At 60.7% G+C, this 13,246-nt stretch carries 14 protein-coding genes and 2 tRNA genes; 7 read left to right on the top strand and 9 right to left on the bottom strand.

Annotated elements, in window-relative coordinates; translation table 11 throughout:
- Nucleotides 1-246: 246 nt before the first annotated feature.
- A complete protein-coding gene (locus EV561_RS04145; RefSeq protein WP_132517846.1) occupies nucleotides 247-1,173 on the bottom strand; it encodes an alpha/beta hydrolase in 927 nt (308 codons plus the stop codon).
- A gap of 124 nt (nucleotides 1,174-1,297) precedes the next feature.
- On the opposite strand from EV561_RS04145, the gene EV561_RS04140 reads away from it, so the two are divergent.
- Together EV561_RS04140 and ppdK are read left to right on the top strand one after the other, a co-directional pair.
- Nucleotides 1,298-2,200, top strand: a complete 903-nt coding sequence (locus EV561_RS04140; protein ID WP_132517844.1) for a LysR family transcriptional regulator — start codon at nucleotides 1,298-1,300, stop codon at nucleotides 2,198-2,200.
- A 209-nt stretch (nucleotides 2,201-2,409) separates the two neighbouring features.
- Nucleotides 2,410-5,076 (top strand): pyruvate, phosphate dikinase, encoded by a 2,667-nt coding sequence (ppdK, locus tag EV561_RS04135; RefSeq protein WP_132517842.1) that lies wholly within the window; start codon nucleotides 2,410-2,412, stop codon nucleotides 5,074-5,076.
- Between the two features lie 24 nt (nucleotides 5,077-5,100).
- Here the strand turns inward: ppdK and EV561_RS04130 are convergent, their stop codons facing one another.
- Both EV561_RS04130 and EV561_RS04125 read right to left on the bottom strand, forming a co-directional pair.
- A complete protein-coding gene (locus EV561_RS04130) occupies nucleotides 5,101-5,379 on the bottom strand; it encodes a hypothetical protein (RefSeq protein WP_132517840.1) in 279 nt (92 codons plus the stop codon).
- 75 nt (nucleotides 5,380-5,454) lie between these two features.
- On the bottom strand, nucleotides 5,455-5,913 hold the full coding sequence (locus EV561_RS04125) for a hypothetical protein (RefSeq protein ID WP_132517838.1): 459 nt from the start codon (nucleotides 5,911-5,913) through the stop codon (nucleotides 5,455-5,457).
- 224 nt (nucleotides 5,914-6,137) lie between these two features.
- Between EV561_RS04125 and EV561_RS04120 the strand changes: the two genes are divergently transcribed.
- The gene (locus tag EV561_RS04120; RefSeq protein ID WP_132517836.1) at nucleotides 6,138-7,052 is read left to right on the top strand and encodes a DUF1499 domain-containing protein; all 915 of its coding nucleotides are present in this window, start codon (nucleotides 6,138-6,140) and stop codon (nucleotides 7,050-7,052) included.
- Here EV561_RS04120 and EV561_RS04115 read toward each other — a convergent pair.
- From EV561_RS04115 to EV561_RS04105, 3 genes are read right to left on the bottom strand one after another with little or no spacing between them, the layout of a single operon-like run.
- On the bottom strand, nucleotides 7,004-7,516 hold the full coding sequence (locus EV561_RS04115) for a thiol-disulfide oxidoreductase DCC family protein (protein WP_132517834.1): 513 nt from the start codon (nucleotides 7,514-7,516) through the stop codon (nucleotides 7,004-7,006). The genes EV561_RS04120 and EV561_RS04115 overlap by 49 nt on opposite strands.
- Before the next feature lie 60 nt (nucleotides 7,517-7,576).
- Complete coding sequence (locus EV561_RS04110) at nucleotides 7,577-8,485, bottom strand: MBL fold metallo-hydrolase (protein ID WP_132517832.1); 909 nt, start codon at nucleotides 8,483-8,485, stop codon at nucleotides 7,577-7,579.
- Nucleotides 8,486-8,501: 16 nt separating this feature from the next.
- Complete coding sequence (locus EV561_RS04105) at nucleotides 8,502-8,798, bottom strand: cupin domain-containing protein (protein WP_132517830.1); 297 nt, start codon at nucleotides 8,796-8,798, stop codon at nucleotides 8,502-8,504.
- Nucleotides 8,799-8,947: 149 nt separating this feature from the next.
- On the opposite strand from EV561_RS04105, the gene EV561_RS04100 reads away from it, so the two are divergent.
- Nucleotides 8,948-9,022: transfer RNA gene (locus tag EV561_RS04100), tRNA-Gln, on the top strand.
- Between the two features lie 38 nt (nucleotides 9,023-9,060).
- Here EV561_RS04100 and EV561_RS04095 read toward each other — a convergent pair.
- A complete protein-coding gene (locus EV561_RS04095; RefSeq protein WP_132518105.1) occupies nucleotides 9,061-9,567 on the bottom strand; it encodes an HIT family protein in 507 nt (168 codons plus the stop codon).
- A 179-nt stretch (nucleotides 9,568-9,746) separates the two neighbouring features.
- On the bottom strand, nucleotides 9,747-10,160 hold the full coding sequence (locus EV561_RS04090) for a hypothetical protein (RefSeq protein ID WP_132517828.1): 414 nt from the start codon (nucleotides 10,158-10,160) through the stop codon (nucleotides 9,747-9,749).
- Between the two features lie 291 nt (nucleotides 10,161-10,451).
- Here EV561_RS04090 and EV561_RS04085 point away from each other — a divergent pair.
- From EV561_RS04085 to EV561_RS37070, 3 genes are all read left to right on the top strand, one after another.
- Nucleotides 10,452-10,528 (top strand) — tRNA-Pro (locus tag EV561_RS04085).
- Nucleotides 10,503-10,964, top strand: coding sequence for a hypothetical protein (locus tag EV561_RS04080; protein ID WP_132517826.1), 462 nt, complete (start codon nucleotides 10,503-10,505; stop codon nucleotides 10,962-10,964). Before EV561_RS04085 ends, EV561_RS04080 begins: the two co-directional genes overlap by 26 nt.
- A 130-nt stretch (nucleotides 10,965-11,094) precedes the next feature.
- Nucleotides 11,095-11,256: a hypothetical protein gene (locus tag EV561_RS37070; protein ID WP_165927746.1), complete on the top strand. Its 162-nt coding sequence runs from the start codon at nucleotides 11,095-11,097 to the stop codon at nucleotides 11,254-11,256.
- A 339-nt stretch (nucleotides 11,257-11,595) separates the two neighbouring features.
- Here EV561_RS37070 and EV561_RS04075 read toward each other — a convergent pair whose 3' ends face one another.
- Nucleotides 11,596-13,086, bottom strand: coding sequence for an esterase-like activity of phytase family protein (locus EV561_RS04075; protein ID WP_132517824.1), 1,491 nt, complete (start codon nucleotides 13,084-13,086; stop codon nucleotides 11,596-11,598).
- Between the last annotated feature and the right edge of the window lie 160 nt (nucleotides 13,087-13,246).

Genomic DNA, 13,246 nt, shown 5'->3' with positions numbered 1-13,246 from the left:
CTAGGCTGACTTTATACGGGAAGAGTTCCGAGGGAGATCGGAACCGGTATCTTCGGTGAGAGATCTGAGCGGCCTCTGGGCGCAACGATTGGGAGCCGAGGGGCAAAATGTCCGTGCGTGGGATCCTCCAACCCCCCGTCCGGTTTTTCCTGGCCGGACGGAATGGCTTTGCGGGATCGCCGAGCGGTCCCGCAAAGTTTTTTTGAGGCCGATGATTCAGCAAAGTCTGACAATCAGAAGATCGGCTTATCTCCAGTGGCATTTCATGAATACAGCGGCGTCGTCCAAGGCATGGCGCGCGCCTTGAAGCTCCATGACCGATCTTTGGAAAACGTGGTGCAGCCCCTCGTAAATATCCAGCTGCACCTTGCCGCCCTGCGCAGCCGCGGCGGCTGCATAGCGTCGGGCGTCGTCCAGCAGCAGCTCGTCGGTTCCGACCTGGATGGCCAGCGGCGGCAGAGCCTTCGGAATGTCATACAGCGGCGACGCGCGACCATCCTTCGGCGCGGCGCCTGCCAGATAGGTTTCCGCAGCCTTGGTCAGGATCTGTGGCGGCAGGAAGATCGGGTCGTAGGTCGCGGGATCGTTGAAGGAGGCGCCTGTCAACGCGAGATCGATCCACGGGGAGAAGACGACGACCGAGGCGACCTCGGATCGGATGTCTTCCGTGGCCATTGCGCCGAACACCAGCGCTCCGCCCGCCGAGTCGCCCGTGAGCGCGATCTGCCCGAAACCGCGCTCACCCAGCCAGCGCCGCGCCGCGACCGCTGCGTCGAAGGCTGCCGGAAACGGATGCTCCGGTGCGAGCGGATAATCGAGCACGAAGCTCGCGACGCCAGTTCTTATGGCCAGTTGGCTTGCAAGCCCGCGATAAGCTCTCGCTGACCCCAACACGTAAGCGCCGCCGTGGATGAAGAGGATGGCGCGGTCGCTGGGCGCCTGCTCGGGACGGACCCACCATCCCTTCAACTGCGGCTCGTCGACCTCTTCAAGGGTTACGCCTTCGGCGATTGGCGTCGTCTCCGTCATCGCGTCATAAGCGTCCCGCATCGTGCCCGTCATATTCGTGAAGTGAGCCCCCATCGCCGCAAGAACGGCGATTTCGGCCTCCCGATCAGCGGCGGATATCGGGTGGCGGGTTTCGCTCATGTTCAATTTGTATGTCTGCGTCATGTCTCTTCTCCTTCTGAGGCGAGGTGTCCGTTCCTCTGGAAAGAGTTTTGATCCATTCCTAATTCGGCTTATAGACAGGGAATTGGACTACCATCTATTCCATTGTGGACTTCATGAGGCTTATATGGACCGGCTCGACGCCATCAGACTTTTCATCCGCGTCATCGAGCGCGGTAGCTTCTCGGCTGCCGCTAGGGAGGCCGGGACAGGGCAGTCTGTCGTCAGCAAGCAGATCGCCGCGCTCGAGGCGCAACTCGGCGCACAACTGCTGCTGCGGACATCCCGCAGCCTGCGTATGACCGAGACGGGTCAGCGCTTCTACGAATCCGCCCTTCGGCTGGTGGATGACTATGCGGCATTGGAAGCGCTCGCTAGAGACACCCAGGCCGCGCCATCGGGCCTGGTGCGCATTGCCGTGGCGCCGGTTTTCGGGCGGCTCTATGTCGTGCCGCACCTGCCGGCCTTCTTTGAACGCTTCCCTGGCATCCGCGTCGAGATGTTTGCCTCCGACCGCTACGTCAACATGATCGAGGAAGGTGTCGATCTCGCTATCAGGCATGGCGATCTCGCCGACTCGACCCTGACAGCGAGAAGGCTGGCGACCAGCCCATTCGTGACAGTTGCCACGTCTGCCTACCTGGAACGCCATGGTGTGCCGGCCGCGCCCGCGGATCTCGCTCGCCATGCCTGCATTGTCTTTACCGGCCGCGAAGAAATCCGGCCGTGGTCATACCGGGGAGGGGACGGCGCCAAGGTGCTGCATCGTCCCGACGGCAGCTTCCTCACCAATGACGGCGAGCAGATCAGGGCCGCCGTCCTGTCGCATCTGGGCATCGCAAATTTGCCGGCATGGCTCGTCATACCGGAGCTGACATCCGGTGCGCTGACATCGGTTCTGCAGGACCACGAGATGGAAACGACCGCCATCAGCGCCGTCTATCCCTCCCGGCGCGGCCTGACGGCCAAGGTCCGCATCTTCATCGATTTTCTCGTCGAAACGCTTGCTCGCGATCTGCAGGAGCGATGAGTGGTGCGGCGAGAGGCGATGAGGGGTTCCCACATCGCGTATCCAATTGTCACTGCTCAGCCGCGCCGCCAGCCGCAAAATCGCCCTCGCCATTGATCTTCCTCCCCCTTCCACATATTGATTTTGTGCGGCGCAACATTTTGCCTCATTTGTCGATTTTCATTTACTCCTCAATGAACTAAGTTCGGCTTGGAGCTGGACGGGGGAAAATGACCAAGTGGGTTTACACATTCGGTGATGGACAAGCGGAAGGGCGCGCAAGCGACTTCGCGAAGCTTGGCGGCAAGGGTGCCAATCTTGCTGAAATGTGCCATCTCGGGCTTCCCGTACCTCCGGGCCTGACGATCGTCAGCCAAGCTTGTGGCCTGTATCACAAAAACGGAAGCAGCATGCCCGAGGCGCTGAAGGCCGACGTCATGCAGGGGTTGGCGCATGTCGAGGCGATTAACGGTCGCCGCTTTGGCGATACGGCGCGGCCGTTGCTCGTTTCGGTTCGTTCCGGTGCCCAGGCCTCCATGCCCGGCATGATGGACACCGTGCTCAATCTCGGCCTCAACGACGATACCGTCCAGGCCTTGGGCCATGATGCCGGTGATGCCCGCTTTGCCTGGGATAGCTATCGCCGCTTCATCCAGATGTATGCCGATGTCGTCATGGGCCTGGACAACGAGAACTTCGAGGAAATTCTCGAAGACGAGAAGGCGCGTCTCGGCCACGAATACGATACCGACCTCTCGGCCGTCGAGTGGCAGCATGTGGTCGGCCTCTTCAAGTCGATGATCCGGGAGGAGCTTGGCGAAGATTTCCCGCAGGACCCGCATGTTCAGCTCTGGGGCGCGATTCACGCGGTTTTCGCAAGCTGGATGAACCCCCGCGCCATCACCTACCGCGAACTTCAGAATATCCCCGAAGCCTGGGGCACCGCGGTCAATATTCAGGCCATGGTCTTCGGCAATCTCGGCAATTCTTCCGCAACGGGTGTTGCCTTCACTCGCAATCCCTCGACCGGTGAGAAAGAACTCTACGGCGAATTCCTTGTCAATGCGCAGGGCGAGGATGTCGTCGCCGGCATTCGCACGCCGCAAAGCATTACCGAAGCCGGCCGCATTTCCTCCGGCCAGGAGCGGCCGTCGATGGAAAAGCTGATGCCGGAAGCTTTCGCGCAATTTCGCCGTATCTGCACGGAGCTTGAGGGCCACTATCGCGACATGCAGGATCTCGAATTCACGATCGAGCGCGGCAAGCTCTGGATGCTGCAGACGCGGTCCGGCAAGCGCACTACCAAGGCGGCGATGAAGATCGCCGTCGATCTCGTCGACGAGGGTGTTATCAGCGAGGAAGAGGCCGTCTCGCGCATCGATCCGGTAACGCTCGACCAGCTGCTTCACCCAACGATCGATCCGCGCGTGCGCCGACATGTCATCGGCTCCGGCCTGCCGGCTTCGCCGGGCGCTGCGACCGGCGAGATCGTCTTCACTGCCGAAGAGGCCGTGGAAGCGGAAGCGGAAGGCCGCAAGGTCATCCTCGTTCGCATCGAGACGAGCCCAGAAGACATCCACGGCATGCATGCGGCAGAAGGCATCCTGACCACGCGCGGCGGCATGACCAGCCATGCGGCAGTCGTCGCCCGCGGCATGGGCATCCCATGCGTCGTCGGCGCCGGCACGATGCGCATCGATATGCGCAACGAGAAGCTGATCGGCATCGGCGTGACATTGAAGAAGGGCGATATCATCACCATAGACGGTTCCTCCGGCCAGGCTCTTCGTGGCGAGGTTCCAATGATCCAGCCGGAGCTGTCGGGCGATTTCGGCCGCATCATGGCCTGGGCCGATCGCTCGCGACGCATGACGGTGCGCACCAATGCCGACACGCCGGCGGATGCACGCGCTGCCCGTTCCTTTGGGGCCGAGGGCATCGGCCTGTGCCGCACCGAGCATATGTTCTTCGAAGGCGATCGCATTCATGTGATGCGCGAAATGATCCTTGCCGAGGGCGAGGAGGGCAGGCGGGCTGCCCTGGCAAAGCTGTTGCCGATGCAGCGGCAGGATTTCACCAGCCTGTTCTCGATCATGCACGGATTGCCGGTGACGATCCGTCTGCTCGACCCGCCCTTGCATGAGTTCCTGCCGAAGACGGATGAGGAGATCGCAGAGGTTGCTGCAGCCATGGCCATGGAGCCCGGCAAGCTGCGCCAACGCGTCGATGCCCTGCACGAATTCAACCCCATGCTCGGTCATCGCGGCTGCCGACTGGCGATCTCCTATCCCGAGATCGTCGAGATGCAGGCCCGTGCCATCTTCGAGGCGGCAGTTGCCGCGGCAAGGGAAACGGGTGCTGCAGTCGTGCCCGAGATCATGGTTCCGCTGGTCGGCCTGCGCTCGGAGCTGGATTACGTCAAGGCGCGCATAGACGAGGTGGCTGGCGCTGTCATGGCCGAGGCACAGATGAGGATCGACTATCTCGTCGGCACGATGATCGAACTGCCACGCGCTGCCCTTCGCGCCCACATCATCGCAGAGGCCGCCGAGTTCTTCTCCTTCGGCACCAACGACTTGACTCAGACCACCTTCGGCATGTCGCGCGACGATGCCGCCGCCTTCATACCGACCTATCAGCGCAAGGGCATCATTGAGCATGATCCCTTCATCTCGCTCGACTTCGACGGCGTGGGGGAACTGATCCGCATAGCCGCCGAGCGCGGCCGCCGCACCCGCAACGACATGAAGCTCGGCATTTGCGGCGAACATGGCGGCGATCCGGCCTCGATCCATTTCTGCGAAGACATTGGTCTCGACTACGTCTCCTGCTCGCCGTTTCGCGTACCGATCGCCCGCCTTGCCGCCGCCCAGGCAGCGATCAAGGCGAAAAGCTGATCAGCTTGAAGGAAATGCGCGATATTACCAGCGATGCCAGTGGCGACCGTAACCGCCCCCGACGATGACGGTCGGGCCGCCCCAGAAGGGATCGTTGTCGCCGTACATGAAGGCGCGCTGGTCGGCGCGGCGGTCGAGATCGAGGTTCATCAGGCAATTGGCAAAAGGCGGCGTGCCCAGCTTGAACCCGTAGCCGCTGCATTTGGCCTCGTCTGCCGCGCGCTGCTGCTCGGGCGTAAGCGTCTGGCAGGCCGAAACGACCGCCGCAAGCGCTATGAGGCAAAGAATTCTGGAGATATGCATCGCAAACTGACCTTCTTCAACGCGAAGTGCTATATCACACGCGCTATCAAAGACATGGACAATTTGCGAAACCGGTCAACTGACAGTTTCGGGATGCGTAATGACTGAATCGGCCATCGGCGGTGTATCGTCTGTCTGTTCAGGCATCAGCTGCAGCACATCCACAAAGGCATCAGCGAAACGGACCAGATGTTCGGTTTCGTCGTCCGGCTCCTGCAGCCGGATCTCCGCTCCGTCTCCATCGAGCACGGCGAGCACGATGCGCATGCTGCCTCCCTCGCCGGGAATACGGATGACGGCAAGCTGGCGGCAATCGGAAATCAGCCCAGCAGCCGGAAGATCGAACAGAAACTCGCCATCCGCGGCTGTTGCTGCCTCGCGGACCGCTTCGCGGAAACCTGCTTCGCCGCCGCCGAATCCTTCCAGCGAAAGCTCGAGTTCCACAAGTTCAAGCGGGAGCTGCGGGTCGGCAGCATCCGCCATAACACCCGGCGGAGTGGATTGCGACTTCGCAGCTACATCCTGTGAAAGCATCGCTTCAATCTCCTCAAGTCATTGACGAGGCCAAGTAAAACGCCGTGAGAATGGCCTTTTTTTGGCATTTAAGCAAGTGCTGATGATTCGGGGTGCCCGGTATGCTGTCCCACGCAGCCCCGATCTTCTTGGTGGATTGGTTGTCTCGAATATCAGACAACCCTTTTGCTTTGCGTGATTCGTGCTCTAAACATGGAGCCATCCGACGCGCCGACGAGCCCTTGATGACCATCCGTTTCGACCGTCCCGTTTCGCATGCCGCGCACGCTTCGCGCCTTATCGCCGCTTTCGCGCTGGTCCTCTGCGTGCTGGTTCTGCTCGGGCATCGGTTCGGGCCGCTGGCGACGCCCAATCTGGTTCTTCTGCTTTTGATTTCGGCCGGGGTGGCGGCAATCGCTGTCTTGCTGGCCGTCGTCGGTCTCGTGCAGCTTTGGCAGATCGGTGCCGAAGGCGGCGTTTCCGCCTTCAAGGCGCTTGTCTATGCGGCGCTGCCGCTCGCACTCCTCGTGGTCGGAGCGGAACGTTATATCGCCTTGCCGGAGCTCTATGATGTCTCGACCGATGTCGGGAATGCACCGCAATGGCTGAAGCCGCCGCATGCGGATCAGATCTGGATGACGCGCAAGACGGACCTCACGCCGGAGGATCGGGCCGCTCAATCCACCGCCTATCCGGCGCTGACAGGTCGGCGTTACGAGGGCGCGGCCGACCGCGTTCTAGAAGCCGTGCGCCAGGTCGCCAAGGATAGCCGCATCACCATCACCAAGGTCGAGGGGGCAGCCGACATTGAGCCGGACGCGCCGCCTCCGGTCCCCCTGCCGCGAGGCGGCAACGACGCTGCGGTGACGGATGCGCCCGACTTGGTCCCCGTGCCGACGCCTCGCCCGGACGAGGAAGACGAGGTCGCGTCGCTGATCCGCCGCAACACCGACGTCACGCTGCAGGGCGAGACCCGCACGCGCATCCTCGGCCTGCGTTTCGACGTGTTGATCCGGCTGCATGAGGAGGCGGAAACGACGCTGGTCGATATCCGAGTCGCATCCCGCTACGGACCGCACGATCTCGGCTTCAGCGCCGCGATCGCCGAGGCCTATCTGAAGGCGCTGGATGCCGAACTCTTGGGCATAGCGGGAGACTGATCGCTGGTACCGGACGAAAGGAACCGGCTGCGCTCCTCCGCCGTCGGAACATAGCAGCCCTCCCTGCGGCCCGCGATCCTGAAGCGGTTGCGCGCAACGAATTCATAGACTGGATCGAGAATGGCGCGCGGAATGACGTTGAGCACCCGCACCATCGACCACGGCATTCCGAGGCCGGCAGCCATGCGGATCGTTCCCTCCGACTTGAAATAGGCGCGACCGCCTTCGATCAGCAGGTTGGTCTCATACTCACGCGTGTCGAGCCCGTAGTGACGATAGAGCGCATCGCCAAGCGGTGTCTGCGCGGCGACGAAACGGTACCGCCGCCTGCGGTCATGCTTCAGCACGAACTTCACCCAGCCGGAGCAGAAGACGCAGTGCCCATCGAAAACGATCACGGGTCTTTCATCCGCAAAGTCCGGCACGTCAGGATCGTCGCGATAGCTATAGTATTTTCGGCGCATTGCTTGCGATCTTCTCGGCCTGGAGCCTTTTTCAACTTAAATGCTTGTCACGGATATTCGTCACGTCGGCCGGTAGATGCCCATCAGGGCCGGCGGTCCGTCGGTTTCCACCAAGCCTTTCTCCACCAGATCCTCGATATGGGCAAGCACGGAGAGTGCCGCGGCTCCGTGAAGCCGCGGGTCGGTCTCGCGATAGATGATCTTCACCATATCGGGGATCGTCCGGTCGCCGGCCCTGATGCGCTCCAGGATCGCGCGTTCGCGCATGCGCCGGTGGGTCCTCAGGCCTCGCAGGAAGGAGGAGGGGTCTTTGACAGGCCCGCCATGGCCGGGAAAGAAGATGCGGTCGTCGCGAAGAAGCATCTTGTCCAGCGACGCCATGTAATCGGCCATCGCACCATCCGGCGGCGCGACGATCGTCGTCGACCAGGCCATGACATGGTCTGCGGAAAACACGATGCCGGTGTCGCCGAGCGCAAAGCAGGCATGGTTTGCCGTGTGCCCCGGTGTCAGCAATGCCGTCATCGTCCAACCGTCTCCGGAGACGCTTTTACCATCGGCAAGCGCAATATCCGGGACGAATGCCCTGTCCGAACTTTCGGCAAATGGATTGACCTCGCCCGCATGCAGCGGCCGCGCCGGGCGATGCGGTCCTTCGCCGACGATCAGGGCCCCCGTCGCTTCCTTCAACCGGCGGGAGAGGGGCGAATGGTCCTGGTGCGTATGGCTGACGAAGATATGCGTCACTTCGCGACCGGCGAGCGCCACCATCAAAGCCTGGAAATGCGCCTCGTCGGGCGGGCCGGGATCGATGACGGCAACGGAGGTCGAGCCGACGATATAGCTGTTGGTTCCGTGAAAGGTGAAGGCGCTGGGATTGTTGACCGTCATCCGCTCGACGCCGGGCGCGACAGGTACGGCGCGTCCATAGGCCGGCTCGAAGGTGAGGTCGAATTCAGAATGATCCATGAATGAAGCGTACTTCCTATTTGTATTCGATTTCGATGAAGGACATGGGCTCAGTGCCGGCATTGACTACATTGTGCTCGATGCCCGCATCGCGCCGATAGGCGGCGCCCTTGGCGATATCGACCCTGCGGCTGCCTTCCGCATCCTCGATCAGAAAACTGCAATCGGTCATCGGCACGACGACATAGCCGAGCCCATGCACATGACGCCCGGTATCCGCCCCCGGCTCGAAATCCCATCGAATGATCCTGACGACGGCGTCGTCGACGAGCGTGGTCGCAATTACAGGCGGGCGGGCGCTATACTGGCTCATCATGTCTCCATGGGATCGGTGGAAACCTACTATAGTGGGCCGGCGCTCCTACAGAAATATGGGTCGCTTCAAAACTTAAGGATTGTGAGCCGATGCGACCTTTGCTAATCAGGCGTCGATTTGACGGCAACAGCTGCCTGTTCAAGCGATGGGGCGTCGCCAAGCGGTAAGGCACCGGTTTTTGGTACCGGCATTCCCAGGTTCGAATCCTGGCGCCCCAGCCACGTTTTCTCCGTCGTCATATATCTCTGAACTTTCGCCACTACGAAGCAGCCTGCTCGCCACTCTGTAGAGGCATAACGAGTCGCAGAAGGCTGATGACGTCTGCAATGGACGGTCCCTTGATCGGAGGCGGGTCCGGCCGTTCACAAAACTCCCTCCAGACGAACAACGTCATCTCCGCTCCATCGGTCGCTGACTCTCCCGCTCCATTAGTGAAGGTCTGGAGCAACCGATATCGGTTGTCATTCCAGAACAGTTCCTCGACCCATTGATATATCGGGATGACATGAAAGTGGATCGGGTAGCCGGGCGTGTGTCCGTAGCGGCCGATGTAAACCCGCTCCGCCTGTAGATTGCGCTTCAACACGTCCTGCGCCCGGGCGAGCAGCGGACCGAGCGACGACAATGCTTCCTTCGACAGCTCGCTCAGATCGTTGGTAAACGTCTTGGAACTGACCATCAGGTAGCCGGGAAGGAAAGAGTTGATCCTGTGGTTGACCGACCAACCGTCAGTTTCGGTAATGAAGAAGGGCTCCGGAATTTCAATATTTTGATGCATGCCCAAAGCTATCAGCTCCGGAAGCAAGGGCAAGGCCCGCTCACGACTGCAACTTGCACTCGCGTCGTTCTCGCTCGCTTCATGAGGTGCGCGGCCCTTCATCCTCAAAAAAACAGGCGGCCCTCTCAGGCCGCCCGTAAAAATCGCATCCCCGATTTGCGCGGAAATCAGCTCTTGGCGGGTTCCGTCGGTGCCAGCAGTTCGGCGCAGTAGGATGGGCCGTTGACGCCGGGCACGTCGCCGAGGATGTGGATGGAGCGGATGACGTAGTTCGAATCGGTCTGAATGTCGGCCTTGCAGCTGAGATAGAGCGTGCGGGCGCCGGTAGCCTTCTTGCCGTCGGCGGCAGGGCGTGCGGCAACCTTCACGTTCTTGTAGCCGCCACGCCAGTTGTAGACGCGGCCGTCGCCTTCGTCATGGTCGGAGATCGGCGGGCCATAGGCGGCGAAGAAGCCACCGGCCGACTTGCCGACCCAGCGCTCGGCAATCGGATCGGCCTTCATCGCCGGGATCGAAGGAATGGTGGTGCATCCGGCGAGGGCCAGCATCAGCCCTGCCGCGGAAGTCATGCGGATATTCATCGTGTCGTCCTTGAGCTTTTTTCGCGCATTCGACCATAGGAAGCGCGCTGTCCCGCACTGCTTCCGCCTGTCCCACAAAGCGCTTTAGCGCCAAAGCCGGCAAAAGAAAATTGCAATACGAACGATCACGAAGAATTTGCTTAGGGTGTTGCGACTAGCGCACTTTAGCGGTTTCGACGGCGCACAGTGCCACCGATTTTCACACTGATTTTTTTGACAGGAATCAAACGTCTTTTCGATTTTGGTGCTTGCGCAGAAAAAATGCCCGGTCTATAGAGGCGCCGCTGGTCACGGAGTGTAGCGCAGTCTGGTAGCGCACCACGTTCGGGACGTGGGGGTCGAGTGTTCGAATCACTCCACTCCGACCAGCCGAAAAGCCCGCGAAAGCGGGCTTTTTTCATTTCTGCCCATCGGTTTTTCCGCGGCAGGCGCGCGATCAATTTTCCGTGCGAATACTATTTGTTGCATCTATGTGACGTGCGTACCATTCCCAAGGGAAGTTGGTGCTGTTATAAGGGTGGTCTGCCGGGGGGCATAATCTTGATCGAGATTGCTATGCCTTTATCCAAGATCGTCCCCGTCGAGATCCTTCCCGAAAAGACGGCTATTGCAGCCTATGAACTCGTGGCGAAAGCATTGCGAGAGCAGACTGCGGAGCTGAATATCACCCTGTCCAACGTGACGGACGATGGGAATCTTGTTGGAAGCTTCGAGATTTCGATTCGAAAAATCGATGAAAAAGATCTCGATTGCGCCCGCGGGGATCAGCAGACGATAATCGTTCCGCCGCTACCGACCCGGTAGCCTGCCCGGATAGTTATTGTCATATGATATCACGATAACGTGTTTCCGCTTTCACTTTACGTTAACCATGACGGCCCATTTACGTCAGGCGCCATAGCGAGCGCAGTGTCTATTTTAAAAGGACCCCACAATGAAGAACCTGATCATTGCTTCGGCAGTCGCTCTTGCCTCCTTCGCAGCTATCTCCACGCCTTCTGAGGCTGCACCGATGCACCACCATTGCGTCGTGAAGACTGTCAAGCACCGCGTTCATGGCCACTGGGTCATCAGCAAGGAAAAAGTCTGCCGCTAAGCGCAGCAAGCCTACTGCCGACGGGCTCTTCCGTCGGCAGCCTGCGGCCAACCGCCCAAGACTACCTGCCTAAGACTACCTACCCAAGACGCTTTTTTGCACACCAGCCCTGACGCTTTCGGCTTTCGCCCGAAAAAATGAGCTAGGCTCTTGAATATGTCAGGCACTATCGCTACTTCCCGGTCATTGCCCGTATCGACAGCCTGCCGAGCCGACTTTTCGAAGTCAGGCTAGCGTTCGCCGTCCGGGATAAAAAAGGGCGCTCCCCATCCGGGTCGAGCGCCCTTTTTGTTGTTCGCTATCGGCGGAGGCTCGTGCCATCCGCCGATATCCTATCCCTCACTTGGCCGAAAAGCCCGGCAGGGTGACCTGGAAGACCTGGAACATCGTGTCGACATCAGCACCGCCGTCGCCCTTGTAGGCCGTGCCGACCTGGAAGCCATCCTGGGTCAGGAAGTCGTTGTCATTGGCGACGAACAGGAAGTAATCGTTCGGCAGGTTCGGATCGATAACCTTGGCGATGCCCATGGCTTCCCACTTTTCCGACAGGTTGTTGCGGTCGTTCGGTGCGCCGTTGTGCAGGCCGAAGCGTGCGAGATCGGCGCTGTCGTTGATGTCGATGAACTGCGTCAGCGTCGCCGGCTTGACGGAGGGGTCGACGACGCCCTTCGGCGCAACCGGCTTTACGCCGTCGAAATCGGTGCCGGCGATGTCCGTTGCGGCGGATACGTCGACGATATCGATGCTGCGATAGAGCGACTTGTCGCCCGGCTGGCCGTAGCCATTGCCGCTGTCGCGAGCGAGCATGAGGAAGGAGGTCGGCGAAAGCGCCAGCACTTCGCTCTGGGCGGCGACGGCCTTCTTGCCCTTGGCATCGGTAAAGACCGGAAGCGGCACGACATATTCGTGAACCAGCTTGAGGTGGTTAAGATCGGCGGCATCGTAGACGAGCGCACGGGTGTTCTGGCGGGTGGAACCGGAATCGCCGCCGTCCTGGCGCGTTGCCGACTGAAGGACCGCGATCAGGAACTTGCCGTCAGGTGTCATCGACATGCCTTCCAGACCCTGGTTGTTCTGGCGGCCGGTATCCGGATCCTTCGGGGTGGGCGCCGTTTCGCCGGGGCCGGGGTTGTTGGAGGCGAAGCTCAGCTTGCCCTTGCGCATCGGCAGCAGCGCTGCCGGCGGCTGCGTGGCCGAAACCAGATGACCGTCGGCGGAGAAGCGGTAGATATAGGGGCCGTATTCGTCGCTGATGAACATGCCACCGTCAGGCAGGCGGACGATTGCTTCATTGTCGAGCGAAATCTTGCCGTTCGGGGCCTGCGGCAGATCGGGCATGCCGCCGGCGGCCGGACGAACGCCATCCATCGGATCGAGGCCGGTCGTATCCGCACCCTTGTCGTCCACCAGCATCAGGGTATCGGCAAGCTTGGCCTGAACGCTCGACTGCTGCTTGTCGGCGCTGGGCGTGGTGCCCGGCGCGACCGGCGTCAGCTGGATGTCGATCGTGTTGATGCGGGGGCGATAATCGGTCGTGCCGACGGCGTTATAGCCGCGATCCGGCAGCAGCCAGAGAGAGCCCTTGTAGGTGTCGCCGTCGCGCGTCCAGCTCTTGGCATCGACCGACATGCCGGAACCGGAGCCGAAGGTCTCGCCGAACTTGTCGCGCTGGTTGGCCGGAATACGACCGATGCCGACGCGGCCCTTGTTGACGAATGTGGTGCCATCGATCGTGACGGAACTGTCGGCAAACGAAACGGCGGTCGTGGCGAGCAGGAAGGCAAGCGCTGCGGGCAGCAGCGACAATGAAGTCGAACGTACGTGTTTCATAATAATATCCTCCGTCAAAATCCATGGTCAAAAATGGAGCCTTGGGTTGTCTAGGGCGATAACATGATAGGAACATGACAGTTTTTGTAGAACAGCCGCAGCCGTTTCAAGGCGATGAGGCGGCCTTGAGAGTCGGCGCTGCGGGCACCTCGGCATCCCG

This window comes from Rhizobium sp. BK376, assembly GCF_004341625.1.
Classification (GTDB): Bacteria; Pseudomonadota; Alphaproteobacteria; order Rhizobiales; family Rhizobiaceae; genus Rhizobium.
Note: the sequence above shows the minus strand (reverse complement) of the source record. Positions and strands in the feature narration are given on the sequence as shown.